Genomic DNA, 22,859 nt, shown 5'->3' with positions numbered 1-22,859 from the left:
CATTGTGAACCGCCGGGGAGACCCCCCGTACCAGCCCGAAACGACGCTCTGCTGTAATCAACGGGCCTCGCACGCAGAGCGAGCGCACGGCTCCGATGTGTTCGTCAAATGTCACATTCATGCAACGCAGCCGCCTCTTGACCCTCGCAGAGACGCCGGGAAGCATCGATGAGGCGGCGTCCCGGGCCGTGGGGAGATACCCGGACCAGCCCAAGGAGGACCATGTCGGTCAGCCCCGCCTCGTCGCGCGCCGGATGGCATACGTCCCAACCCGCGGTCCCCGGTCGTCCCCCCGGCGGCCAGCGTCGTCCCGCCAACACCGCCGCGCCCATGCTCACCGTCACCCTGAACATCCCACTGGCCTGTGAGGAGTCGCTCACCCCGGCCGCGCGCCGGCTGCTCGACGCCGCCCGCGAGATGCTCGAACGCGGCGACGCGGTGGTCAGCGCCGCGGTTCCGGCCGAGCGCCGGCCCGACGCCGTCCCGGCCGGCCGCGCGCCGTCCCGGCCGCTCGCCCCGACCATCCCGACCCTGCACATCCTGGCCTCGTCCCGGTCGGTGCTGCGCGACGGCGAGCCGCTGCCGCTGACCCGGCTGGAGTTCGACCTGCTGCTGCACCTGGTCGCCCACCCCCGCCGGGTGTTCACCCGCCTGCAACTGCTCAACGCGGTCTGGGGGTACGAGCACGCCGGCGTCCGCACCGTCGACGTGCACGTCCGCCGGCTGCGCGGCAAGGTCGGCGTGGACGTCCCGCTGGTCACCACCGTCTACGGCGTCGGCTACCGGCTCGCCGACGACGCCCGCGTCACCATCGACCGCACCGGCTGACCGGGACACCCACGCGCCGATCGCCGCCGGACGGAGCCCCGACCGCCCGGAGGTATCAGGTGGTGACCCGCCCGCCCGCGCGGCACGATGGTCCGATGCGTGTGCGCCCGATCAGCCCCGACCGGCTCGTCACCGAGCTGGCCGGGCGTCTCGCCCGCACCGGGACGCCCGGCCGGCTGCGGGTCGCCGTGGACGGCCCGCCCGCCGCCGCACCGGACACGCTCGCCGAAGCCCTCGTCGACCCGCTGCGCGCCGCCGGCCGGCCGGTGCTGCACGTACGCGCCGACGACTTCCTCCGCCCCGCCTCGGTCCGCCTGGAGCACGGCCGCACCAACCCCGACGCGTACTACGAGGGCTGGCTCGACGAACCCGGACTGCGCCGCGAGGTGCTCGACCCGGCCGGCCCCGACGGCTCGGGCCGGCTGCTGCCGTCGCTCTGGGACGCCGCCGCCGATCGGGCCAGCCGGGCCGCGTACGTGGATCTGCCGCCCGGCGGGGTGGTAGTGGTCAGCGGCGCGCTGCTGCTCGGCGGCGCGTTGCCGTTCGACGTCACGGTCCACCTCGTGCTGTCCCCGGCGGCGCTGGACCGGCGTACCGACCCGGCGCTGCGCTGGACGCTGCCCGCCTTCGCCCGCTACGCCGACGAGGTCGACCCCGCGTCCTTCGCCGACGTGGTGGTCCGGGCCGACGACCCGCGCCGCCCCGCGCTGGTCGAGGCAGCCTGACCAGCGGCTACGGACTCACCGGAAACACTCAGGAAACAGCCGGTTTGGCCCGCCGTGGGCGGGGGTAATCGCCCGGCTCACAGAGCACGGGTGATCTCGTCGCCCGGGCATCCACAGTCGGACCGGGGTCCGGGGCGCTGGCCGCCCCGGTCCGGTATGAGGACGTAGGAAGGCAGGCAGCGATGCTCGTCCACGACACGACAGCCACCGGCCGCTCCCAGGCGGAGGTCGACCAGATCCGGCAGTCCCTGCGGTCGCGGTACGACGAGCTGACCGCCGAGTACGAGCAGACGCTGGCGCAGAGCCACGTGCTGCGGCTGGTCGAGGTCGGCGACACCGCCGGCGACGACCAGGCCGACAGCGGCACCAAGACCGCCGAGCGGGACACCGCGCAGTCGCTGCTGCGCACCATCCTGGACCGGCGGGCGCAGTTCGAGCACGCGCTGACCCGCCTGGACGAGGGCACCTACGGCTTCTGCGAGGGCTGCACCGCCCCGATCCCGGTGGAGCGGCTGGAGATCTTCCCGTCCGCCACCTCCTGCGTGGCCTGCAAGCAGACCCGGGAGCGGCGGGCGGCCTGACGCCGATGCGGTTGCCGGTCGGTCCGCCGACGCGATGAACTCCTGCCATGGGTGAGATCAAGGTGGGCACCGCCTCGTGGACCGACCGGACCCTGCTCGACTCCGGCTGGTATCCGGACAGCGCCGACACGCCGGAGCGCCGGCTTTCCTACTACGCCCGGCAGTTCCCGCTGGTCGAGGTGGACGCCACCTACTACTCGCCGCCGGCCGAGCGCACCGCCCGGCTGTGGGCCGAACGCACCCCGGCCGGGTTCACGTTCAACGTCAAGGCGTTCAGCCTGCTGACCGGCCACCCCACCCGCGTCTCCGCGCTCTACAAGGACCTGCGCCCGGACACGGACAAGCGCAACGTCTACCCGGACGACCTGCCTGCGCAGGCGTACGAGGAGGTGTGGACGCGGTTCCTGTCCGCCCTGGACCCGCTCGTCGAGGCGGGCAAGCTGGGCGCGCTGCTGTTCCAGTTCCCGCCCTGGTTCACCATCAAGCGGGACAACAAGCAGTACCTGCTGGAGGTGGCCCGCCGGTGCGCGCCGTTGCGCCCGGTCTTCGAGTTCCGGCACGCCTCCTGGTTCGACGGCGACAACGCCGAGGAGACGCTCGGGTTCCTGCGTGAGCACGCGCTGCCGTTCGTCTGCGTGGACATGCCGCAGGGACACAAGTCGTCCGTCCCGCCGGTGCTGGCCGCCACCGCGGACCTCGCGATGGTCCGCTTCCACGGGCACAGCGACAAGTGGACCAGCAAGGACATCCACGAGAAGTTCGGCTACGACTACTCGAAGCGGGAGCTGCGCGACTGGGCGCCGAAACTGCGCGAGCTGGCCGGCGAGGCCGAACAGACACACGTCCTGATGAACAACTGCTACCGCGACTACGCGCAGCGCAACGCCACCACACTCGCCGGCCTGCTGGACGCCTGATCGGCTCACCCGGTACGGGTGAGGCCCGCTCACCCGCCCCCGCCGCAGCATGGACCGTGGGCGCCGGCTCGGGCGCCGCGACGAGGAGGTGGGTCATGACGGTACGGGTGGTGGCGGATCGGCGCCGCGGTGGCGTACTGCACGTGGTCGGCAGCTCCGAGGCGCCTCGGCGGGCCGAACGGGCCGGCCGGTTCCGTCCGACCCGGCTGTGGCGGGGGCCCAGCGGACCGCCGCGCCGCGCCGAAGACCGACGCTGGGAGACCGACGCACGGGGGTGATCCCGATGGCCGAACAGATGTTGTCCGCGTTCGAGTCCTCGCTGGACAAGACGAACGTGATCCTCAAGGAGATCGAGTCCGCGTACGGCTGGCCCAAGGAGCAGCGCAACCAGTCCTACGCCGCGTTGCGTACGGTGCTGCATCTGCTGCGGGACCGGATGCCGGTGCAGGAGAGCGTCGAGTTCGCCCAGCAGTTGCCGGTGCTGGTGCGGGGCGTCTACTTCGACGGCTGGCAGCCGGAGAACGTGCCGATCAAGCTGAACCGGGACGACTTCCTGTACGAGGTGCGCCAGGGTTTCCCGTACGACGTCGAGGGCGGCGCGCAGCGGGTGGTGCAGGTCGTGCTGGACACGTTGCGCCGGCACGTCACCCAGGGCGAGTGGCAGGACGTGAAGTCCACCATGCCGAAGGATCTGCGTCAGCTCATTCCCTGACCCGGCGCCGGCCCGGCCCGTCCCGCCCCCTCGGCGGGGCGGGCCGACGGCGTCCCGACCGTCGCCGCGCCCTACTGAAGGTTGATCTGGAACACCTCGAACGTGGCGCCGAACCGCGCGCCGAGCCGGCGTCCGGCCGGCCGGGCCATGCCCTCCAGGAACTCCTCGGCGTCGAAACCGCCGTCGCCGAGTCCGGTCAGGTACGCCCCGTGCGCCCGCAGCGACGCCACGCCCTTGTCGAACGTGTCGGTCACGTCCACCCCGTGCCGGGCGGCCGGCGACCCGGCCGCCCACACCTCGCGGACCCGCGACCACGGCTGGATGCCGTCGGTGAGCTGCTCCGGGAAGATCCACCGGTTGCCGGCGTCGCGGACCGCGTCCAGCGTGGCCCGGCCGCAGGCGATGTGGTCGGCCTGGTTCAGCGCGTACGCCCCGTCCCAGGTCTCCCGGAAGTTGTTCGTCAGCACCACGTCCGGCCGGTGCCGGCGCACCACGGCGGCGATGGCCCGGCGCAGCGGCACGCCGTACTCCAGCAGCCCGTCGGGCAGGCCGAGGAACTCGACCACTGACACCCCGACCACGGCGGCGGAGGCGCGCTGCTCCTCCTCGCGTACCACCCGGGCGCGCTCCGGCGTCATCCCGTCGATGCCCGCCTCGCCGCTGGTCAGCAGGCAGTAGACGACCTCCTTGCCCTGGGCGGTCCAGCGCGCCACCGCGGCGGCGGCGCCGAACTCCAGGTCGTCGGGGTGCGCCACCACTGCGAGCGCCCGCTGCCAGTCCTCGGCAAGTGGGGTGAGCGGCTCCGGCTGCGTCACGTGGACCTCCTCGCACGTCGTCCTCCCGTCATCCTGGCATCCGCCGGTCCCGGACGCTTGCCCCGCGAACCGTCCGTACGACGGTGTCCGGGCGTCTACGGTGTGGTTAGAGAAGATCGGGCGTGGGGTACCACCCGCTGCACACGGACCCCGGCACCACGCGGGGCGGCACACCGAGGGAGCACCCATGGCATTGAACGACGACGACATCCAGAGCAGCGGCGGCAGCGGCCTGGAGGGCCCCGCTGACGGCGGTGCCACCCCGGGGCAGCACGACGGTGGCGCGGACGGCGGCGCGGAGGGCCCGGCCGACGGCGGCGCGACTCCGGGTCAGCACGACGGTGGCGCGGACGGCGGCGCCGAGGGTCCCGCCGACGGTGGCGCGACTCCGGGTCAGCACGACGGTGGCGCGGACGGCAGCGCGGAGGGCCCGGCCGACGGTGGCGCGACTCCGGGTCAGCACGACGGCGGCGCCGACGGCAGCGCCTGACACATGAGCACGCACGTCGACCCGCCGGGTGGCCACGGCCGCCCGGCGGTTCCGCTTTCCGCCGCCGAGGCGCTTGCCCGGTGCGTCGCGGTGGAGCCGGCCAAGTTCGCCGCCGACCACTGGGGGCGAAGCCCGCTGCTGTCCCGCGCCGCGGAGCTGCCCAGCCCGGACGGCTTCACCGACCTGCTCAGCCCCGCCGACGCCGACGAACTGCTCAGCCGCCGCGGCCTGCGTACTCCGTTCCTGCGGGTCGCCAAGGACGGCCGGCTCGTGCCGGCGGCGCGGTACACCGGCGGCGGTGGCGCGGGCGCCGAGATCGGCGACCAGGTCCTCGACGAGAAGGTGCTGGCGCTCTACGCCGACGGCGCGACGCTGGTGTTGCAGGGCCTGCACCGCACCTGGCCGGCGATCGTCGACTTCGCCCGCGACCTGGGCATCGCGCTGGCCCAGCCGTTACAGGTGAACGCCTACCTGACCCCGGCCGGCAGCCAGGGCTTCGCCACCCACTACGACACCCACGACGTGTTCGTGCTCCAGGTCGACGGACGCAAGCACTGGCGCATCCACCCGCCGGTGCTGGCCGACCCGCTGGAGCGCCAGCCCTGGGGCGGCCGGGCCGACGAGGTCTCCGCGACCGCCGAAGGACGCCCCGAGCTGGACGTGGTGCTCTCTCCGGGCGACGCGCTCTACCTGCCGCGCGGCTGGCTGCACAGCGCCCAGGCGCAGGAGTCCAGCTCGCTGCACCTGACCGTGGGCATCCGGGCGCTGACCCGGTACGCGGTGGTCGAGGAACTGCTCGCGCTGGCCGCAGAGGACGCGCGGCTGCGCGCGAGCCTGCCGTTCGGGCTGGACCTGGCCGACCCGGACGCGATCGAGCCGGAGCTGACCGAGACCGTCGAGGCGCTGCGCGACTGGCTGCTGCGGGCCGACCCGGCGGCGGTCGCCGGCCGGCTGCGTGCCCGGGTCTGGCCGGCCGCCCGCCCGGCGCCGATCCGGCCGCTGGCCCAAGCCGAGGCGCTGGCCCGGCTGAACGCGGACAGCGAGGTCGCGGTGCGCGGCGGCCTACGCTGGCAGCTCACCCCGGCCGCCGACGGACGGGTCACGCTGCGCGTGCCCGACCGCACGCTCACCCTGCCCGGCACCTGCGAGGCGGCGCTGCGCGCGCTGCTCACCGGCGAGGTGACGAGGGTCGGCGACCTGCCCGGCCTCGACGACGACGCCGACCGCCTGGTGCTGGCCCGCCGGCTGCTAAAGGAGGCAGTCCTGGTTCCCGCCTGACCCGATGATCATGAGGTTGACCGGCGGCGCGACGGCGTGTCGCGCCGCCAACCTCATGATCGGCGGCGGGTGAGGGGCGGCGGTCAGCGGGTGTAGGTCACCGTCAGCAGGAGCAGGGTCGTCGCCAGGCCGGAGACGGCCACCAGGATCATCGGGCGTGGGGTCAGCACGGCGTGGCGGCGGTCGGCCAGCAGCCGTGCGGGCGCCAGCCCGATCACCGGGCCGAGCAGCGTCACCACCAGCGCCAGCACCGGCAGACCCACCGCCAGGTCACCGCTGGCGCCGGCCGCCAGCGCTCGCGCCGCCACCCCCAGCGCGTACGCCACCAGCGCCCCGCCGATGCCGCAGGCGATCAGCAGCGGATTCACCGAGCCGGGCAGCTCGCCCGGGGCGCCGGTGCGCTCCAGCAGGTCCCGGACCGCGCGCAGCAGCGGCACCGGGTCACCGGCGGCCCCGCGTACCGGGCCGGGCGGGTCACCCAGCCGCCGGGCGCCCACACCGAGCCGGGCCCGCAACTGCGTCCACAGGTGAGTGACCTCGCCGTCGACCCGCTCCACCATCCGGGACGCCTCGGCCACCTCCGTCTCGGCCTGCCGCATCTGCTCGGTGGCCTCGGCGACCGCCCGGTCCGCGGCGGCCACCTGCTGGTCGTACCAGGTGTGCGCCTCGGCCCGCTGGGCGGCCACCCGGGCGGTCAGCTCGGCGAGCCGGCGGATCTGCGCGCTGTACGTCTCACTGGTAACCGGTTCGTTCATCGGGACGGACCATAAGGGATGATCACCTGTCCGGTGCGGTGCACCGCCCGGTCGAAGTAGAGACCGCGCCACGGCCGGGGATACCAGTCCGGCCCTCCGCTGCCCGGATACAGCGAGGAGCCCAGCTCACCGCCCTGCACGTCGAGCGCCACCCAGGCGCCGATCTGATCCGTGCGCGCGCCCGCGCCGCCCAGGTCGGCCCGCATCCGGGCCACGCCCCGCCACCAGGCCAGCACGTGCGTACGCCGTTCCGGCCCGTCGTGCAGGATCCGGCGCAGCTGCTCCAGCCCGGTGCGCGTACCGGCCTTGCCGGCGAGCGCCGCCGCGGCCGCGTCCACCGCGTACAGCAGCAGGAAGTGCGGGGTACGCGACGCGCCCGGCGCGCCCAGCCCGTCACCTGCCTCGGCCATCAGCTCCGGCACCGTCTCCTCGTCGTACCAGGAGGCGTCCCCGGCCAGGTCCTCGTAGAGCGCGCGGGCGGCCGGGTCGGCGTCCGGGTCCAGGCAGGCGATGGAGAAGCGGGCCGCGCCGGGCGGGTACTGCCGGGCCAGCGAGCGGGCGGCGGCGTCGAGCACCGCGCACGCCTCGTCCACCCGGGTGCCCAGCACCGCCAGGTTGCGGCCCGGGGCGCGGGGCAGCCGCAGCGCCGCCGAGCGGGCCTGCACGTCGATGATCTCGCCGAGCAGCGCCACCGGGTTGCGCGGGACGCCCTGCTCCGGCGCGGTCAGCGCGCGGAAGTCCGGCGCGTCGGCCAGCTTCGGGATCGCGTCGCCGTCGAACAGCCGGGCCGGCGCGGCGTCCTGCGGGCGCATCCGCCACAGCCGGTGCTGAAGCTCGCTCCACGTCTCCCAGTCGCTGGCCGACGGGATGCGGGCCACCTCGTTCCCCTCGGCCAGGCCCGACTCGGCGTTGATGACCGCGTGGTGGCGGGGCAGCGACTGCGCCGCGTCGTTGCGCTCGGCCAGGATGCGCAGCGCCTTCGGCAGCGCGATCCGCAGCGTGAACTGGGCGACCAGCGCAGGCCGCCCCCACAGCGCCTCGATGCCGCGCACGTCCTGGGAGGCGAGCACCAGGTGGATGCCCTGCGACCGGCCCCGCCGGGCCAGGTCCTCCAGCAGGTCGGCGGCCTCCCGGGCGACCACGTCCCGGCCGGCGAGCAGCGCCTGAAACTCGTCCACCACGGCCACGATGCGTGGCCAGTGCCCGTCCGGGTCGACCGCGCGCAGCTCGGCCAGCTTCGTGACCTCGTGCTTCTTCGCCGCGTCGGCGCGGCGGCGCAGCTCCTCGGCGAGGAAGCGCAGCAGCGCCAGGCCGAACTCCCGGTCGGTGTTGACGTTGATGCCGACCAGCCGCATGTGCGGCAGCCAGCTGGGGTCGCGCCGGCCCTGCGCGAACCGGGCGAAGGACACGCCCTCCTTGAAGTCCAGCAGATAGAACTCCAGCTCGGCGGGGGAGTAGCGGGCCGCGAGCGCGCCGATCCAGGCGAAGATCAGATTGGTCTTGCCGGTGCCGGACGGGCCGCCGATCAGCGCGTGCGGCGGGTAGTCGCCGAGCGTGAGCAGCACCTGCCGCCCGTGCGGGCCCTCGCCGACCGGCGCGCTGAGCCCGTGCGACGAGTCCTCCCGCCAGTACTCGTCCGGCGGCGGGAGCAGGTCGGTGAACGGCGTCGGGGGAGGGCCGGCGGCGACCCGGGAGGCAACCGCGCGGCAGGTCTCGGTGACCAGCGCGGGTGGCGGCGGCGCGTCGAGCCGCACCGGCAGCCCGGCCACCCGGGCGTCGTCCGGCTCGACCACGATCCGGGTGACGGTCGGGTCGTCGGGCAGCTCGATGCCGCGGACCACCAGGTGCACGCCGCACGCGGCGCCGGTGCGTACCACCCGGTCGAGCTGGCCGCGCTCGTGCCGGGACAGCTCGTCACCGCCGAGCAGCACCGCTACCCGCCACGGCTCCGGGCGGCGTCCGGTGGCGGCGGCCAGGTCGCGCAGCGAGGCGTACTCACCGGCCAGCACCGTGGCGTTGATCCGGCGGATCTGCTCCACCAGGTCGTCCAGCAGCCGGCCCAGGCCACCCGGTCCGACGAACGTGAGCAGCCCGGCGGTGCCGAGCGGGGCGAACCCGGCCAGCCCGCCGCCCAGGTGCTCCGGGTCGTAGCCGTACAGCCGCACCGCGCCCGGGTCGGCGCGGCCGACCGAGCGCAGCAGCAGCGCCGGCACCACCGCCGCCAGGCCGTCCCGGTCGCCGCCGGCCAGGTGCGCGTGCCCGGCGTCGAGCAGCGGCACGAGCGCGGGCACCGGTTCGGCGCCGTCGAGGCGTACCGTGCCGACCCGCAACGCACCGGGCGGCTCGGACCGGCCGGCGGGGGTGGCCTGCCAGCGGTCCCAGGGCGCGGACGCCGCGCCCGGCGCCTCCCGCTGCGCCGCGGCGGCGGCCCGGCGGGCCAGCTCCGCGAGGCGGGCGGTGTGCCGGGCGTCGATCTCGGCCAGGCGCCGGTCGCGGGCCGCGCCCACCCGGGCGGGCACTGCAGCGGCGGCTTTGCGGGTACGCGCCAGCCGCTCCCGGCTCGCGGTCAGTTCCGCCTCGGCGGCGGCGAGCCGGGTACGGGTGGCGCCCAGCGCCTCGGAGAGCATCCCCCGGACCCGCGTCACCAGTTGCGTGCGGACGTCAGCCACGGGACGTCTCCCGTTCGTCGGTGTCCTTCGGCAGGTCCCGGCCGAGCCGGTCGAGCAGCACCCCGGTTAGCACACCGGCGGTGACCGCCGGGTCGGCCGCGTGCGGCTGCTCCGCGTCGTCGTCGCGGCGCGGCGGGGGCATCCGGCACACCCGGGTCAGCAGCGTGTCCAGCACCGGCCGCGGCAGGCCGGGCAGCAGGTCACGGACCCGGGACTCCAGCGCGCCGCGCAGCCGGGGCAGGTCGTCCGCGCGGGGCGGGTGGCCGAGCAGCTCACCGGCCAGCTCGCGCAGCAGCGGCGGGGCGATCGCGGCCAGCCCCAGCCCCACGTCGGCGTGCGCGCCGCGCAGGTCGCGGTGCAGCCGGTCCCGGTCACCGGAGCGGACCCCGGCGACCACCCGGCGCAGCAGCTCCCGGGAGTCCCCGACGCGCTCGTCCGGCTCGTCGGGCGATCCCTCCCGGCCGCCGGTCAGCTCCGCCACCCGTACCGCCCACCAGCGCCGTACCGCGGGTTGCTCGCCCGGCTCGGGCGCGGCGCCCGGCGCGGGCGGCGCTTCGCCGCGCGGCGTGTCGTGCCTGGGTGGCCGCTCGCCCGGCGGGGCCGGCGGCGCGCCGTCGGGGGCCAGCCCGATCGCGGCCAGGTACGCGGTGAGCTGTTCCTGCGCCACACGCAGCGCGTAGCCGGCGGTTTCGGCGTGCTCGGTGGCCGAGGACAGCTCCGGCACCCCCATCGGGTCGGCCGACTCCTGGCGTACCCAGCGCAGCCGCTCCTGCGCCTGGCCGAGCTTCTCCAGCGCGGCGGCGAGCTGGGCGAGGGGCAGGTCCTCGGCGGCGGCGCGGACCTGGGCGCCGATGTCCTCGACGATGGACACGGCCCGGCCTCAGAGCGTCGCGACGTAGAGTTGCGCCTGCTCGACCGCGACGAGTGTCGCGGCGAGACACTCCTCCAGCTCCTGGCTGGCCTGTGTCAGCGAGGCCTGGGCCGCCTCGACCGTCTCGTGGCCGCTGCCCTCCAGCGCGCCGGCCAGGGTCTGCTGTGCCTCGGCCAGCTTCTCGCCCGCTGCCTGCACCGCTGTCTGGCCGTCACCGATCTGCTGGAGCGCGACATCGATGGCGGCCTTCAGCTCGGCGACGCTCGCCACGGAACCTCCTGGGGGCAAAAGAGATCTCCATTACAACCCATCGGAACGAGTGGGCGAGCATCCACCCTCAGGCGGTTGTCGCCCGCGTGTCCGGTTGTGGCCCTGACGTGCGCGAAGACCTCGCCGCCGGTCCCGTCGGCGAGCCCGCCGGTCCCGTTGACGGAACCGGATGATCTAGCGGCCGAGCCAGCGCGGGCCGCGTACCTCCGCGCCGAGCGCGGTCACCCGCTCGCGCAGCTCCCGGTCGGCGGTGACCACCACCCGCCGCCGCTGCGGCGCGGCGGCCACCAGCTCCACCACCGTGTCGTCGCCGGAGCCGGGCGCGGACACCACCTCGACGCCGGGCGCCGAGGTGACGTGCCGGGCCGCGCCCTCCACCACCAGCACCACCTGCACCGGCGGGGGTAGCTCCGGCGGCAGGCCCGCCTCCCCGACGGACGCCAGCGCGTCGCGCAGGCGGGCGGCCGCGCCGGCCCGGTCCCGCCACCAGCCGTCCGGGCGCGAGCCCACCACGTTCGCGCCGTCCACGACCAGCAGCGGTCTGCTCTCCATGCCCTCAGCCTGCCATCCGGTCGCGTTTGTCGCGCCGACCGCCGGGTAGCCACCGCCGACCGTGCCGCGCGTGCCGGGTACCGGTCGTGCCGACCGACTGCGGAGGACGATGATGATGGGACCGGGTGACTTCGGCAACGACCCCTGGGACGAGTTCCTGGCCCGATACTTCGGCCGGGGCGAGGGGGGACGCCGACCGGCGCACCGGGTCGACATCACCCGACTGATGACCGCCGACGCCCGGGAGATGCTGGCCGACGCGGCCCGCCGGGCCGCTCAGAAGCACAGCAACGACCTGGACACCGACCATCTGCTCTGGGCGGCGTTGCAGCGCGAGCCGCTGCGCGACCTGGTACGCCGGGCCGGCGCCGATCCGGACACGCTCGTCAACGCGCTCGGCGGGCGGGGTGAGGGCGCGCCCCGGGGCGAGGTGCCGCCGAACCTGTCGCTGACCCCGGCCGCGAAGCGGGCGCTGCTGGACGCGCACCAGCTCTCCCGCGCGATGGGCGCCAACTACATCGGTCCCGAGCACATCCTGATGGCGCTGCCGCTGAACCCCGAGTCGCCGGCCGGCCGGATGCTCGCCGCCGGCCGGATCCAGCCGGAGTCGTTGCAGGCGGCCAGCGCCGAGCGGGGCGCGGCCGGCACGCCGCGCCCGGACCGCGGCACCCCCACCCTCGACCAGTACGGGCAGGACCTCACCGAGCTGGCCCGGATGGACCAGATCGACCCGGTGATCGGCCGCGCCGACGAGATCGAGCAGGCGGTGGAGATCCTGTCCCGGCGGACCAAGAACAACCCGGTGCTGATCGGCGAGGCCGGTGTCGGCAAGACCGCGATCGTGGAAGGGCTGGCGGAACGGATCTGCGACGGCGACGTGCCGCAGACGCTGATCGGCAAGCGGGTGATCCAGCTCGACCTGTCCGGCCTGGTCGCCGGCACCCGCTACCGGGGCGACTTCGAGGAACGCCTGAAGAAGGTGATCGACGAGATCCGCGCCCACCGCGACGAGCTGATCATCTTCCTGGACGAGATCCACACGCTGGTCGGCGCGGGCGGCGCCGGCAGCGAGGGCGGGATGGACGCGTCGAACATGCTCAAGCCGGCCCTGGCCCGCGGCGAGCTGCGGGTCATCGGCGCGACCACGCTCGACGAGTACCGGCGCAGCATCGAGAAGGACGCCGCGCTGGCCCGCCGGTTCCAGCCGGTGCTGGTGCCCGAGCCGAGCGTGGAGGACACCGTGGCGATCCTGCGCGGGCTGCGCGACCGGTACGAGGCGCACCACCAGGTCCGGTTCACCGACGAGGCGCTGATCGCCGCCGGTGAGCTGTCCGACCGGTACGTCACCGACCGGTTCCTGCCGGACAAGGCGATCGACCTGATCGACCAGGCCGGCGCGCGGGTGCGGCTACGGACGCGCACTCCCGCCGAGGACGTGCGCGAGCTGGAGCAGCAGCTCGAGGACACGCGCCGGGACAAGGAGCAGGCGGTCTCCGACGAGCAGTACGAGCGGGCCTCCGCGCTGCGCGACCGGGTCGCCGAGCTGGAGGACCAGGTGCGCCGCGCCCGCGGCGACGAGGGACCCAACCACGTGCCCGAGGTGGGGCCGACGGAGATCGCCGAGGTGGTCTCCCGGGCCACCGGCATCCCGGTCACCCAGCTCACCGAGGAGGAACGCGACCGGCTGCTGCGCCTGGAGGGGCACCTGCACGAGAAGATCATCGGCCAGGACGACGCGGTCAGCGCCGTCTCCGAGGCGGTGCGCCGCTCCCGTACCGGGCTGGCCGACCCGAACCGGCCGATGGGCAGCTTCCTGTTCCTCGGCCCGACCGGCGTCGGCAAGACCGAGCTGGCCCGCGCGCTGGCCGAGGCGCTGTTCGGCGAGGCGGACCGGATGGTCCGGGTGGACATGAGCGAGTTCCAGGAGCGGCACACGGTCAGCCGGCTGGTCGGCGCGCCGCCCGGGTACGTCGGCTACGAGGAGGCCGGCCAGCTCACCGAGGCGGTCCGCCGCCGCCCGTACGCGGTGGTGCTGCTGGACGAGATCGAGAAGGCGCACCCGGACGTGTTCAACATCCTGCTCCAGGTGCTCGACGACGGCCGGCTCACCGACAGCCAGGGCCGGACGGTGAACTTCAAGAACACCGTGCTGATCATGACGAGCAACCTCGGCTCGGAGCTGATCACCGGCGCCCAGCGCACCGTCGGCTTCGCCAGCGGCGCGCCCGGCCAGCAGGAGAGCGACGAGCTGCGGGAACGGCTGATGCGCCGGCTCCAGGAGAACTTCCGCCCGGAGTTCCTCAACCGAATCGACGAGGTGATCATCTTCCAGCGGCTGGAGGCCGAGCAGCTGCGCCAGATCACCGGGCTGCTGCTGGAGGAGACCCGCCGCCGCATGCACGCCCAGGACATCCAGGTCGACTTCAGGACCGCCGGCGTGGACTGGCTCGCCGAGCACGGCTACCAGCCGGAGTTCGGCGCCCGCCCGCTGCGCCGGGTGATCCAGCGCGAGGTCGACAACCGGCTGTCCCGGATGCTGCTGGAGAACGAGATATCCCCGGGGCAGAAGGTCATTGTCGACGCCCGCGACGACCAGCTGGTATTCGACGTCACCGCCGGTGAACGCGGGCACGCGGCAGCCACCACGTCTCATCCCCGATGACCGGCGACGGTCCGTTCCCACGGGCCGGACCGCCTCGTCACCGACGGATCGAAAGGGCGGACATGACCGAACCCGAGGAGGTCCCCGACGGCGACATCGGGGCCGGTGAGCCGATCGAGGCGGCCCCGACGGCGAACCCGTCCCGGGTGCGGGTGCCGCCGGAGGGCCTGAAGCAGCACACACCGAACGAGGGCGAGCCGGCATCCGGGCCGCCGCCGGCAGAGGAGGCGTGATGGCACGCGAGGCGCGACTCGACCCCGAGGTCGAGGTGATCTGGGACGACTTCCACGCCGAGGTGAACGTGTCCTCCGAGACGCTGCGGCAGTGGCTGCTGACCCGCGGCTCGGGGGAGGAGGCGTTCGGCCCCGGCCCGGACCTCGACCTGCCCGAACCCGGCCGGCAGATCCTCGCCGTGCTGCGCAAGCGCAAGGTGGACCTCACGCCGGAGGACATCGAGGTGATGCGCGAGGCGATCACCCGGATCCGGGAGCTGACCGCGCAGCGGCCACGCCGGGGCAACGCCGACGACGAGTGGCGGCACGCCCTGCTCGACCTCGGCCACGACGTCCTGATCGAACGCTGAGCCGGTACGCCGGCGCCCGGGCGGGTCACCCACCCGGGCGCCGGCGTCTACTCCGACTCCAGGCTGGGCAGCCGCAGCCCGGCCGCGTCCGCCGCGGCCAGCAGGTCGTCCCGGGCCCGCTCCGCACGGCTGAGCAGGTTGGCGTACTCGGTGACGTCGGCCGGGTCCGGCACCTCCGGCAGCCGCCGCAGGAACGCCTCCACCTCGGCGGCGGCGGTGGTGTGCGCGGTGGCCGCCTGACGCAGCAGCTCCCGCTGGTCGGCGGCCGGATACAGATCAGTCATGTCGCCGGTGTTACCCGGGTTCAGGCGATTCGCACCCCGCCGGTGCCGTTGGGCTGCACGCCGAACTCCGGGTGCGCCAGCAACCAGCCCAGATAGTCGGGATGGTTGGCCAGCGCGTCCGTGTACGCCGCCACCGCCGCCGCCAGCACCGGGTCGGCCACCGCGGCCGCCGGCACGTCCGGGTGCCAGCCGAGCAGCAGCCGCCAGCGCAGCGGCGAACCGGCCAGCCGCCGCGTGACCAGCCCGGCGACCGGCCGGAACGTGGCCTGGCACAACGCCACCGCCTCGCCCGCGTCCACCAGCTCCAGGGCGGCCCGCACGTCCGCCTCGTACACCTTCTTGGGGGTGAAGCCGGCGCGGGCGCACGCGGCGGCGAAGCAGTCGCCGAAGCAGCCGTCGCCCGGCGCGGCCACCCACCGCTCGTGACTCAGGTCGACCAGGTCGATCTCGGCGCGACCGGCCAGCGGGTGGGTCTGCGGCAGCAGCACGCAGATCGGCTCCACCGCCACCTCCCGCCAGCTCAGCCCGAACCCCGCCGACGGCGTCGAGTCGCCGCACACCCCGGTGAGGGCGAAGTCGAGCCGGCCGCCGGCCACCATCTGCGCCAGCTCGTCCACCGACCACGAGGCGTACGTGGTGATCTGCGCGTCCGGCCGCTCGGCGGCGAGCCGGTGCACCAGCCGGCCCATGATCGGGCTGTTCACCCCGCCGAAGCGGTAGCGGCGCAGCGGGTCGCCCGCGCCGGCCATCCGGGCCGCCTCGTCCCGCAGGCCCTTCATCGCCGGCAGCAGCACCCGCGCCCGGTCCAGCACCAGTTCGCCCAGCGCGGTCGGGCGGGCGCCGCGGCGGTCCCGTTCGAACAGCGGCCCGCCCAGCGCCCGTTCGATCCGCTGAAGCTGGGCGGTCAACGCCGGCTGGGCCAGGCCGAGCGCCGAGGCGGCCTTGGTGACGCTCCCCGTCTCCGCGATCGCGCAGACCACACGCAGGTGTCGCAGCTCCAGATCCATACCGTGACGGTAGGACCACGAACCGATACGCGAAAGGGGCGATCGGCTCAGCTCTGGCGGCGGTGTTCCAGGTCACTCAGCCGGGTACGCCGTCCGGAGACCGCGTCGCGCACCTTGTCGAGCACCCCGACCGCCGGCTCGACGATCTTGTTCCAGGGCGGGGTGGCCGGCGTGCCGGGGTGCGGCCGGGTCGGCGCCGCCTCCTCCGCGATCTCCCACCGGTTGCCCAGCCGGATCAGCTCGGCGTCGCTCGCCACCTCCCGCAACGGCGTGACCAGCGCGGCGACGCGGCTGACGTGCCGGCGCACCCGCTCGGCCACGTCGGCGACCGCCGGGTCGTCCGCGCCGGACAGCTCCTTGAGCGCGGTCAGCAGCCCGGCGTCGGCCTCGATCTCCCGCTCCACCAGCTCGACGGCGTCCGGCATGGCGGCCCGGGCCGCCGGGAACAGATACTGCTCCTCGGCCGACAGGTGCCGGGACACCGCGGCGGTCAGCACGTCCAGCACGTCGCGCCGCTCGGCCGCCGTCAGCGCCGCGTCGCTGACCCGGTCGGCCAGCCCCAGCAGCGCCCGGTGCTCGGTGTCCACGAGGTCGGCCACGCTTCGCCCACCCGGCCGGTACGCGTCGTCGGCGGCGGGCGGCAGCGGCGGCAGCGGGACGGTCATGGGGCCCTCCTCGTGACGGCCGGGGTCGATGTCCCGGGCGCCTCCGCCGGTACCCGGCCGGGAGATCCACGAAACCGCGGAGCGCACCGACGGCCGCGACGACCCCGCCTGCTGATATAAGGAAGCGATGACGAGCGACGCCCTCCCCGCCCGGCCCGACGCCACCGACGAGGTCGTGGACCTCTGCCGCGACCTGCTGCGCATCGACACCACGAACACCGGCGACAACGACACCAGCGTGGGGGAGCGGCGCGCCGCCGAGTACGTGGCGGAGAAGCTCGCCGAGGCCGGCGTCGACGCCGAGATCCACGAATCCGCCCCCGGCCGGGCGAACGTGGTCGCCCGCATCCCCGGCACCGAGCCGGGCCGCGACGCGCTGCTCGTGCACGGCCACCTCGACGTCGTGCCCGCCGACCCGGACGAGTGGTCGGTGCACCCGTTCTCCGGCGAGATCCGCGACGGCTACCTGTGGGGCCGCGGCGCGATCGACATGAAGGACTTCGACGCCATGGTCCTCGCCGTGGTCCGCGGCTGGCAGCGCGCCGGCGTCCGCCCCCGGCGCGACATCGTGCTCGCGTTCACCGCCGACGAGGAAGCCGGCAGCGACTACGGCGCGCACTTCCTCACCCAGCGGCACCGCGACCTGTTCGACGGCTGCACCGAGGCGATCGGCGAGGTCGGCGGCTTCTCCTACTCGGTGGACGAGCAGCGCCGGCTCTACCTGATCGAGACCGCGGAGAAGGGCATCGACTGGCTGCGCCTGCACGCCAAGGGCCGGCCCGGTCACGGCTCGATGATGCACGACGACAACGCGGTCACCGCGCTGGCCGAGGCGGTCGCCCGGATCGGCCGGCACCGCTTCCCGGTGGTGATGACCGACACCGTACGCGCCTTCCTGGCCGAGGTGTCCGACGTGCTCGGCATCGAGATCGACCCGGACGACCCGGAGACCGCGATCGCCAAGCTCGGCCCGATCGCCAACATCATCGGCGCGACCATCCGCAACACCGCCAACCCGACCCGGCTGGCCGCCGGCTACAAGGACAACGTCATCCCCGGCCGGGCCACCGCCACCATCGACTGCCGCAGCCTGCCCGGGCAGAGCGAGGAGCTGGAACGGCAGCTGCGCGAGCTGGTCGGGCCGGACATCGCCATCGAGTACGTCCAGCGCCAGCCGGCCCTGGAGACCACGTTCGACGGTGACCTGGTGGCGGGCATGTCGGCCGCGCTGCGCGCCGAGGACCCCGGCGCCCACCCGGTGCCGTACATGCTCTCCGGCGGCACCGACGCCAAGGCGTTCTCCCGGCTCGGCATCCGCTGCTTCGGTTTCGCGCCGCTGCGGCTGCCCGCCGACCTCAATTTCTCCGGCCTGTTCCACGGCATCGACGAGCGGGTTCCGCTGGACGGACTACAGTTCGGCGTGCGGGTTCTGGACCGCTTCCTGCGTACCTGCTGACCGCGCCCACAGCGGCGCCGTCGGCACGGAACCCTCCCCCCATCGCGAAGGGACTGCCACACATGACCGACCAGCACGGTGAGCTGGATGCCGCCCTCGAGCGGGTGATCGACGCCGCTCGCGCCCACCTGGCCGCCGTCCGGGCCGCTCAGGGCCGGATCGACGACGACGCCGTCTGGCAGGCGTACGTCGCGTTGAACAACGCCTCGTTCGCCTACGACGAGCAGCTGCTCGACGCGTTCGGCGAGGTGACGCCCTGGGACGTGGAGTCGATCGACCCGGACGAGGCCGACGAGCGCTTCGGCGCCGTGGAGGGCGGCGAGCCCACCGACCCGCACCCGCGGGTCATCTCGGTGCGGCAGCGGCGCGACTACCGGGTGCCGAGCGTCGCCGCGCTGCTGCGTGCCGCCGAGGCGGCCCGCCGCGACGGCACCCCGGAGGACGACGAGCCGGCCCCGGTGGAGGGCGTCGGCGAGGCGGTGCTGGAGCTGCTGCAGAGCGGCGACGGCTCGCTGTCCGCGCTGGACGTGCCGGAGCTGGAGCCGCTCGACGGCGTGGTCATGGTCAGCGAGGTCGGCACCCCGGTCGACCTGGAGTCGTTCGACGACGACGACCCGGTCGGGCCGTTCCAGCCCGCCGCCGACGACCGGCTGGTCGGCCGGCTCGACGAGCACCCGTTCATGGAGCTCGACGAGGAGCACGACCACGCGCACTAGGCCGTGCGCGTCCCCGGGGCGGCGCCGCGTCGCGCGGCCCCGGGGACGGGCCCGTCAGTACGACAGGCCCGGCTGCGGCTTGTTCACCAGGCGGCGCCGCAGCACCACCTGCCGCGTGCCGTCCCGGTAGAGCCGCACCCGGGCCAGCTCCCAGCCGGAGAACTCGGCCTGGATCGCCAGCTGCGCCGCGGCGGTCAGCCGATCGACGTTCGAAGGCAACCGCAGCGGCGCGTATTCGTAGTCCATGCCCCTATGCTGCCCAGGTCGCGGGCCCTCCGCCACCCCCTGACGGTGACCCGGACCGCCCCGCCGCGGCTCATCCGTCGCGCTCCGGGTAGCCCACCGGCACCGCCGACACGTCGTCCAGCGCCGTGACGATCTCCTCCGGCAGCGTCATCCGCTCCACCTGCAACGCGCCGAGCAGCTGCCCGACGGTCCGGGCGCCCAGGATCGGCGCGGTCACGCCGGGCCGGTCCCGCACCCAGGCCAGCGCCACCTCCAGCGGCGACACGCCGAGCCCGCCGGCCGCGATGGCGACCGCCTCCACGATGCTGGAGCAGCGCGGCTCCAGGTAGGTGGCGACGAACCGTTCGAAGTGCGGCGACACCGCCCGCGAGTCGGCCGGGCGGCCGTTGCGGTACTTGCCGGTCAGCACGCCCCGGCCCAGCGGCGACCAGGGCAGCACGCCCAGCCCCATCCCGGCGCAGGCGGGCAGCACCTCCCGCTCCACGCCGCGCTCCAGCAGCGAGTACTCCACCTGCGCGGCGACCACCGGGGCGCGCCCCGGCCAGGCGGCCTGCCAGGCGGCGGCGCGGGCGGTCTGCCAGCCGGAGAAGTTCGACACGCCGACGTAGCGGGCCTTCCCGCTCGACACGGCATGGTCCAGGGCCGAGAGCGTCTCCTCCAGCGGCGTGTCCGGGTCGTACCCGTGCACCTGCCAGAGGTCGACGTGGTCGGTGCCGAGCCGGCGCAGCGAGGCGTCGAGCGTGCGCAGCAGGTGCCCGCGCGAGCCGTCCCGGCGGCGGCTGCCCGGCCGCAGCCCCGCCTTGGTGGCGATCAGCAGCTCGTCGCGGTCCACCAGGCTGCCCAGCAGCGAGCCGATCACCGATTCGGCGTCGCCGTCGGCGTACACGTCCGCGGTGTCCACGAGGTTGCCGCCCGCGTCGAGGAAACTCTTCAGCTGGGCGGCCGCGTCGTCGGCGTCGGTGTCGCGTCCCCAGGTCATGGTGCCGAGCGCGAGCCGCGATACCGCCAGCCCGCTTCGGCCGAGCGGTCGCTGTTGCATGCGTGAACCTTATTTCGAACCCGGCGTCACGGATATCCTCGCCGCAGTCAAGTTCCCGCGCGACATCAGACCGGTGTGACATGTTCGGGTGAGCCGGACGTCGAGGGCGCCACGCTCATTGCGTAACCTGATGCGACCTGTGGTGCGGATGGCGGGAGGATCAGTGCGACTCGGGCTCAACCTCGGATACCAAACGGCGTGGAGCACGCCGTTCGACCACCTGGCATTGGCCCAGGAGGCGGACCGGCTCGGCTACTCGGTCGTGTGGGCCGCGGAGGCGTACGGCTCGGACTCGCCGAGCATCCTGTCCTGGATCGCCGGACAGACGGAGCGGATCGACGTCGGGTCGGCGGTCATGCAGATCCCGGCCCGCTCGCCCGCCATGACCGCGATGACCGCGGCGACCATCGACACGATCTCCGGCGGCCGGTTCCGGCTCGGCCTGGGCGTGTCCGGCCCGCAGGTCTCGGAGGGCTGGCACGGCGTGCGGTTCGCCAAGCCGCTGGCCCGCACCCGGGAGTACGTGGACATCGTCAAGCTGGCGGTGGCCCGCAAGGAGGTCGCGTACGACGGCGAGCACTACACGCTGCCGCTGCCAGACGGCCCGGGCAAGGCGCTGCGGCTGGGCTTCCACCCGCCGCGCGAGCACATCCCGATCTACCTGGCCGCCGTCGGCCCGAAGAACCTGGAGCTGGCCGGCGAGATCGCCGACGGCTGGCTGGCCGTCTTCTACTCCCCGGAGTTCGCCGAGGAGCACCTCGCCTCGGTCCGGGCCGGCCGCGCCGCCGCCGGCAAGGAACTGGCCGGCTTCGACGTGGTGCCGTCCGTGCCGGTGGTGGTCGGCGACGACGTCGCCACCTGCGCCGAGCTGGTCCGCTGGTACGCCGCGCTGTACGTCGGCGGCATGGGCAGCCGCAAGCAGAACTTCTACAACCAGCTCGCCACCCGGATGGGCTACGGCGACGCGGCCCGCGAGGTCCAGGACCTCTACCTGGCCAAGCGGCAGCGCGACGCGGCCGCCGCCGTACCGATGGAGTTCATCGACCGCACCTCGCTGCTCGGCCCGAAGGAGCGCATCGCCGAGCGCATGCGGGAGTACGCCGCCGCGGGCGTGACCACGCTGTCGGTGTCGCTGTTCGTGGCCGACCGGGAGAGCGGAGTGCAGACCCTGCGGACCGTCGCCGAGGCGCTGGAGCTGTCCGGAGTCGGGGAGTGACCTGGATCGAGGCCATCGTCCTGGGCCTGGTCCAGGGGCTGACCGAGTTCCTTCCGGTGTCCTCGTCCGGGCACCTGCGGATCACCTCGGAGCTGTTCTTCGGCCGGGACGCGGGCGCGTCGTTCACCGCGGTGACCCAGCTCGGCACCGAGGCCGCCGTCCTGATCTACTTCGCCAAGGACATCTGGCGGATCGTCCGCACCTGGTGCCTGGGCCTGTTCGACCGCTCGGTGCGCTCCAGCCTCGACTACCGCATGGGCTGGTACGTCATCGTCGGCACCATCCCGATCGGCATCTTCGGACTGATCTTCAAGGACCAGATCCGCACCGCCGGCCGCAACCTCTGGCTGATCTCCTGCACGCTGATCATCGGCGCGGTACTGCTCGCCTTCGCCGAGTACTGGGGCCGGCAGACCCGTACGCTGGAGAACTTCCGGATGCGCGACGGCGTGGTGATGGGCTTCGCCCAGGCCGCGGCGCTCGTACCAGGCGTGTCCCGCTCCGGCGGCACGCTGACCGCGGGCCTGCTGCTCAACCTGACCCGGGAGACCGCGGCCCGCTACTCGTTCCTGCTGGCCATCCCGGCCGTGGTGATCTCCGGCGTGTTCAGCCTGCCGGACGTCTTCGAGCCGTCCGCGCCCGGCACCGCCGCGCCGAGCGTGGCGCAGATGGTGGTGGCGACGCTGATCGCGTTCGCCGTCGGGTACGCGGCCATCGCCTGGCTGCTGCGCTACGTCGCACACCACACGCTGTACGTCTTCGTGCTCTACCGGGTCGCGCTGGGCAGCCTGGTGATCTGCCTGCTGGCCACCGGCACGATCAGCGCCACCTGACGCTGTCATGCGAAAGGCCGGCACCCGATGTTCGGGGTGCCGGCCTTTCGCTTGTCTCAGCTGTTCCAGTGCTCGGCGACCAGGTCGGCGGCCTGCTGCTCCCACTGGGCGTAGTGGTCCGGGTACGCGGAGACCTGGACGGTCTGGGCGGCGACGGTCAGCGGCATGTCGCGCCAGCCGTCGACCTGCTTGAGGCCCTTCAGGAACGCGGTCGTGGAGTATTCGGGGTCGGTGATCTGCTCGACCGTGCCCCAACCGCTGGAGGGGCGCTGCTGGAACAGGCCCTGCGAGTCGTGGTCGTTGCGGTCACCGAGGTGGCCGAGGTTTTCCAGCTTCGACTCCTGCAGGGCGGTGGCGATGGACACGACGGCGGCGCGTTCGTCCATGCCGGCCTTCTTGGTGGCGGCGATGATGGCCTTGACGTTGGCGGTCTGCTCGTCGTCGAGGTCGATGTGGGACTGGGTGCCCTGCACGCCGTGCGGGATCAGCGCGGCGCTGTCGAGCTTCGCGGCCTGGGTGGTGGTGACCGCGGCGTTGCGGGTGGTGGGGGTGCTGGTGTCGTGGTTGAGGGGGCCGGCGGCGAGGCCACCGGCGACGGTCAGACCGGCGATACCGAGGATGCTCTTGCGCAGGATCGTGTTCATGAGGGGGCTCCATTCGGGGGTCGACGCACCCGGGGGCGAGTGCGT

Annotated in this window: 26 protein-coding genes; 14 read left to right on the top strand and 12 right to left on the bottom strand. The window is 74.1% G+C overall.

Going from position 1 to position 22,859, the window contains the following annotated elements; all coding sequences use genetic code 11:
• Positions 1-222 precede the first annotated feature (222 nt).
• From O7542_RS11665 to O7542_RS11645, 5 genes are all read left to right on the top strand, one after another.
• A complete protein-coding gene (locus O7542_RS11665) occupies positions 223-828 on the top strand; it encodes a winged helix-turn-helix domain-containing protein (protein ID WP_030504027.1) in 606 nt (201 codons plus the stop codon).
• A 95-nt stretch (positions 829-923) separates the two neighbouring features.
• Positions 924-1,553 carry a uridine kinase gene (locus O7542_RS11660; protein ID WP_210885164.1) on the top strand — a complete coding sequence of 210 codons (630 nt, stop codon included), beginning with the start codon at positions 924-926 and terminating at the stop codon, positions 1,551-1,553.
• A 182-nt stretch (positions 1,554-1,735) separates the two neighbouring features.
• Positions 1,736-2,134, top strand: a complete 399-nt coding sequence (locus O7542_RS11655; protein ID WP_043324464.1) for a TraR/DksA C4-type zinc finger protein — start codon at positions 1,736-1,738, stop codon at positions 2,132-2,134.
• 47 nt (positions 2,135-2,181) lie between these two features.
• Positions 2,182-3,051 (top strand): DUF72 domain-containing protein, encoded by an 870-nt coding sequence (locus O7542_RS11650; RefSeq protein ID WP_210885166.1) that lies wholly within the window; start codon positions 2,182-2,184, stop codon positions 3,049-3,051.
• 283 nt (positions 3,052-3,334) lie between these two features.
• Positions 3,335-3,763: a DUF2267 domain-containing protein gene (locus O7542_RS11645; RefSeq protein ID WP_064446508.1), complete on the top strand. Its 429-nt coding sequence runs from the start codon at positions 3,335-3,337 to the stop codon at positions 3,761-3,763.
• A gap of 71 nt (positions 3,764-3,834) precedes the next feature.
• On the opposite strand, the gene O7542_RS11640 is transcribed toward O7542_RS11645, so the two are convergent.
• A complete protein-coding gene (locus O7542_RS11640; RefSeq protein ID WP_210885168.1) occupies positions 3,835-4,578 on the bottom strand; it encodes a PIG-L deacetylase family protein in 744 nt (247 codons plus the stop codon).
• A gap of 187 nt (positions 4,579-4,765) precedes the next feature.
• On the opposite strand from O7542_RS11640, the gene O7542_RS11635 reads away from it, so the two are divergent.
• Entirely contained in the window at positions 4,766-5,068 is a 303-nt protein-coding gene (locus O7542_RS11635; protein WP_026268594.1) for a hypothetical protein, read from the top strand.
• Positions 5,069-5,071: 3 nt separating this feature from the next.
• On the top strand, positions 5,072-6,346 hold the full coding sequence (locus O7542_RS11630; protein WP_166456067.1) for a cupin domain-containing protein: 1,275 nt from the start codon (positions 5,072-5,074) through the stop codon (positions 6,344-6,346).
• A gap of 83 nt (positions 6,347-6,429) precedes the next feature.
• Here the strand turns inward: O7542_RS11630 and O7542_RS11625 are convergent, their stop codons facing one another.
• The 5 genes from O7542_RS11625 to O7542_RS11605 form a co-directional block, all read right to left on the bottom strand.
• Positions 6,430-7,101 carry a hypothetical protein gene (locus O7542_RS11625; RefSeq protein WP_064446119.1) on the bottom strand — a complete coding sequence of 224 codons (672 nt, stop codon included), beginning with the start codon at positions 7,099-7,101 and terminating at the stop codon, positions 6,430-6,432.
• Complete coding sequence (locus tag O7542_RS11620; protein WP_069089808.1) at positions 7,098-9,770, bottom strand: FtsK/SpoIIIE domain-containing protein; 2,673 nt, start codon at positions 9,768-9,770, stop codon at positions 7,098-7,100. The genes O7542_RS11625 and O7542_RS11620 overlap by 4 nt, the downstream gene beginning before the upstream one ends.
• Positions 9,763-10,641, bottom strand: coding sequence for a hypothetical protein (locus O7542_RS11615; RefSeq protein WP_069089807.1), 879 nt, complete (start codon positions 10,639-10,641; stop codon positions 9,763-9,765). Before O7542_RS11615 ends, O7542_RS11620 begins: the two co-directional genes overlap by 8 nt.
• 9 nt (positions 10,642-10,650) lie before the next feature.
• Entirely contained in the window at positions 10,651-10,911 is a 261-nt protein-coding gene (locus O7542_RS11610; RefSeq protein WP_030504016.1) for a hypothetical protein, read from the bottom strand.
• Positions 10,912-11,085: 174 nt separating this feature from the next.
• Positions 11,086-11,463 carry a hypothetical protein gene (locus O7542_RS11605; protein ID WP_043324447.1) on the bottom strand — a complete coding sequence of 126 codons (378 nt, stop codon included), beginning with the start codon at positions 11,461-11,463 and terminating at the stop codon, positions 11,086-11,088.
• A gap of 112 nt (positions 11,464-11,575) precedes the next feature.
• Between O7542_RS11605 and O7542_RS11600 the strand changes: the two genes are divergently transcribed.
• The 3 genes from O7542_RS11600 to O7542_RS11590 all read left to right on the top strand — a co-directional run bounded on the left by O7542_RS11600 (position 11,576) and on the right by O7542_RS11590 (position 14,708).
• Positions 11,576-14,125 (top strand): ATP-dependent Clp protease ATP-binding subunit, encoded by a 2,550-nt coding sequence (locus tag O7542_RS11600; protein ID WP_064446117.1) that lies wholly within the window; start codon positions 11,576-11,578, stop codon positions 14,123-14,125.
• A gap of 62 nt (positions 14,126-14,187) precedes the next feature.
• Positions 14,188-14,358, top strand: a complete 171-nt coding sequence (locus O7542_RS11595) for a hypothetical protein (RefSeq protein ID WP_166456064.1) — start codon at positions 14,188-14,190, stop codon at positions 14,356-14,358.
• The gene (locus O7542_RS11590) at positions 14,358-14,708 is read left to right on the top strand and encodes a DUF3140 domain-containing protein (protein WP_043324444.1); all 351 of its coding nucleotides are present in this window, start codon (positions 14,358-14,360) and stop codon (positions 14,706-14,708) included. Before O7542_RS11595 ends, O7542_RS11590 begins: the two co-directional genes overlap by 1 nt.
• Positions 14,709-14,755: 47 nt before the next feature.
• Here O7542_RS11590 and O7542_RS11585 read toward each other — a convergent pair whose 3' ends face one another.
• The 3 genes from O7542_RS11585 to O7542_RS11575 are packed head-to-tail and all read right to left on the bottom strand — an operon-like array spanning position 14,756 to position 16,664.
• Entirely contained in the window at positions 14,756-14,992 is a 237-nt protein-coding gene (locus tag O7542_RS11585) for a hypothetical protein (protein ID WP_043324442.1), read from the bottom strand.
• Positions 14,993-15,012: 20 nt separating this feature from the next.
• Positions 15,013-15,999, bottom strand: a complete 987-nt coding sequence (locus tag O7542_RS11580; RefSeq protein ID WP_043324440.1) for a LysR family transcriptional regulator — start codon at positions 15,997-15,999, stop codon at positions 15,013-15,015.
• 47 nt (positions 16,000-16,046) lie between these two features.
• Positions 16,047-16,664, bottom strand: a complete 618-nt coding sequence (locus O7542_RS11575; protein ID WP_043324439.1) for a hemerythrin domain-containing protein — start codon at positions 16,662-16,664, stop codon at positions 16,047-16,049.
• Positions 16,665-16,791: 127 nt separating this feature from the next.
• On the opposite strand from O7542_RS11575, the gene O7542_RS11570 reads away from it, so the two are divergent.
• Both O7542_RS11570 and O7542_RS11565 read left to right on the top strand, forming a co-directional pair.
• A complete protein-coding gene (locus O7542_RS11570) occupies positions 16,792-18,120 on the top strand; it encodes a M20/M25/M40 family metallo-hydrolase (protein WP_043324436.1) in 1,329 nt (442 codons plus the stop codon).
• Positions 18,121-18,182: 62 nt separating this feature from the next.
• Positions 18,183-18,836, top strand: coding sequence for a hypothetical protein (locus O7542_RS11565; RefSeq protein ID WP_030504008.1), 654 nt, complete (start codon positions 18,183-18,185; stop codon positions 18,834-18,836).
• Positions 18,837-18,890: 54 nt separating this feature from the next.
• Here the strand turns inward: O7542_RS11565 and O7542_RS11560 are convergent, their stop codons facing one another.
• Both O7542_RS11560 and O7542_RS11555 read right to left on the bottom strand, forming a co-directional pair.
• On the bottom strand, positions 18,891-19,082 hold the full coding sequence (locus O7542_RS11560) for a DUF5703 family protein (RefSeq protein ID WP_043324435.1): 192 nt from the start codon (positions 19,080-19,082) through the stop codon (positions 18,891-18,893).
• Positions 19,083-19,152: 70 nt separating this feature from the next.
• Positions 19,153-20,121 (bottom strand): aldo/keto reductase, encoded by a 969-nt coding sequence (locus O7542_RS11555; protein ID WP_030504007.1) that lies wholly within the window; start codon positions 20,119-20,121, stop codon positions 19,153-19,155.
• Between the two features lie 163 nt (positions 20,122-20,284).
• Here O7542_RS11555 and O7542_RS11550 point away from each other — a divergent pair, with 163 nt between their 5' ends.
• The gene (locus O7542_RS11550) at positions 20,285-21,337 is read left to right on the top strand and encodes an LLM class F420-dependent oxidoreductase (RefSeq protein ID WP_043324433.1); all 1,053 of its coding nucleotides are present in this window, start codon (positions 20,285-20,287) and stop codon (positions 21,335-21,337) included.
• Positions 21,334-22,170, top strand: a complete 837-nt coding sequence (locus O7542_RS11545; RefSeq protein ID WP_043324430.1) for an undecaprenyl-diphosphate phosphatase — start codon at positions 21,334-21,336, stop codon at positions 22,168-22,170. The genes O7542_RS11550 and O7542_RS11545 overlap by 4 nt, the downstream gene beginning before the upstream one ends.
• Positions 22,171-22,226: 56 nt before the next feature.
• Here O7542_RS11545 and O7542_RS11540 read toward each other — a convergent pair whose 3' ends face one another.
• Positions 22,227-22,814 (bottom strand): hypothetical protein, encoded by a 588-nt coding sequence (locus tag O7542_RS11540; RefSeq protein ID WP_281606202.1) that lies wholly within the window; start codon positions 22,812-22,814, stop codon positions 22,227-22,229.
• Positions 22,815-22,859: the final 45 nt, after the last annotated feature.

It is taken from the genome of Micromonospora sp. WMMC264, from assembly GCF_027497275.1.
Classification (GTDB): Bacteria; Actinomycetota; Actinomycetes; order Mycobacteriales; family Micromonosporaceae; genus Micromonospora; species Micromonospora chalcea.
Note: the sequence above shows the minus strand (reverse complement) of the source record. Positions and strands in the feature narration are given on the sequence as shown.

Bases quoted from the DNA above. Each gene is read 5' to 3' on its own strand.
- O7542_RS11665 (WP_030504027.1), top strand. From the start codon at position 223: ATGTCGGTCAGCCCCGCCTCGTCGCGCGCCGGATGGCATACGTCCCAA.
- O7542_RS11660 (WP_210885164.1), top strand. From the start codon at position 924: ATGCGTGTGCGCCCGATCAGCCCCGACCGGCTCGTCACCGAGCTGGCC.
- O7542_RS11655 (WP_043324464.1), top strand. From the start codon at position 1,736: ATGCTCGTCCACGACACGACAGCCACCGGCCGCTCCCAGGCGGAGGTC.
- O7542_RS11650 (WP_210885166.1), top strand. From the start codon at position 2,182: ATGGGTGAGATCAAGGTGGGCACCGCCTCGTGGACCGACCGGACCCTG.
- O7542_RS11645 (WP_064446508.1), top strand. From the start codon at position 3,335: ATGGCCGAACAGATGTTGTCCGCGTTCGAGTCCTCGCTGGACAAGACG.
- O7542_RS11635 (WP_026268594.1), top strand. From the start codon at position 4,766: ATGGCATTGAACGACGACGACATCCAGAGCAGCGGCGGCAGCGGCCTG.
- O7542_RS11630 (WP_166456067.1), top strand. From the start codon at position 5,072: ATGAGCACGCACGTCGACCCGCCGGGTGGCCACGGCCGCCCGGCGGTT.
- O7542_RS11625 (WP_064446119.1), bottom strand. From the start codon at position 7,101: ATGAACGAACCGGTTACCAGTGAGACGTACAGCGCGCAGATCCGCCGG.
- O7542_RS11605 (WP_043324447.1), bottom strand. From the start codon at position 11,463: ATGGAGAGCAGACCGCTGCTGGTCGTGGACGGCGCGAACGTGGTGGGC.
- O7542_RS11600 (WP_064446117.1), top strand. From the start codon at position 11,576: ATGATGGGACCGGGTGACTTCGGCAACGACCCCTGGGACGAGTTCCTG.
- O7542_RS11595 (WP_166456064.1), top strand. From the start codon at position 14,188: ATGACCGAACCCGAGGAGGTCCCCGACGGCGACATCGGGGCCGGTGAG.
- O7542_RS11590 (WP_043324444.1), top strand. From the start codon at position 14,358: ATGGCACGCGAGGCGCGACTCGACCCCGAGGTCGAGGTGATCTGGGAC.
- O7542_RS11585 (WP_043324442.1), bottom strand. From the start codon at position 14,992: ATGACTGATCTGTATCCGGCCGCCGACCAGCGGGAGCTGCTGCGTCAG.
- O7542_RS11580 (WP_043324440.1), bottom strand. From the start codon at position 15,999: ATGGATCTGGAGCTGCGACACCTGCGTGTGGTCTGCGCGATCGCGGAG.
- O7542_RS11575 (WP_043324439.1), bottom strand. From the start codon at position 16,664: ATGACCGTCCCGCTGCCGCCGCTGCCGCCCGCCGCCGACGACGCGTAC.
- O7542_RS11570 (WP_043324436.1), top strand. From the start codon at position 16,792: ATGACGAGCGACGCCCTCCCCGCCCGGCCCGACGCCACCGACGAGGTC.
- O7542_RS11565 (WP_030504008.1), top strand. From the start codon at position 18,183: ATGACCGACCAGCACGGTGAGCTGGATGCCGCCCTCGAGCGGGTGATC.
- O7542_RS11560 (WP_043324435.1), bottom strand. From the start codon at position 19,082: ATGGACTACGAATACGCGCCGCTGCGGTTGCCTTCGAACGTCGATCGG.
- O7542_RS11555 (WP_030504007.1), bottom strand. From the start codon at position 20,121: ATGCAACAGCGACCGCTCGGCCGAAGCGGGCTGGCGGTATCGCGGCTC.
- O7542_RS11540 (WP_281606202.1), bottom strand. From the start codon at position 22,814: ATGAACACGATCCTGCGCAAGAGCATCCTCGGTATCGCCGGTCTGACC.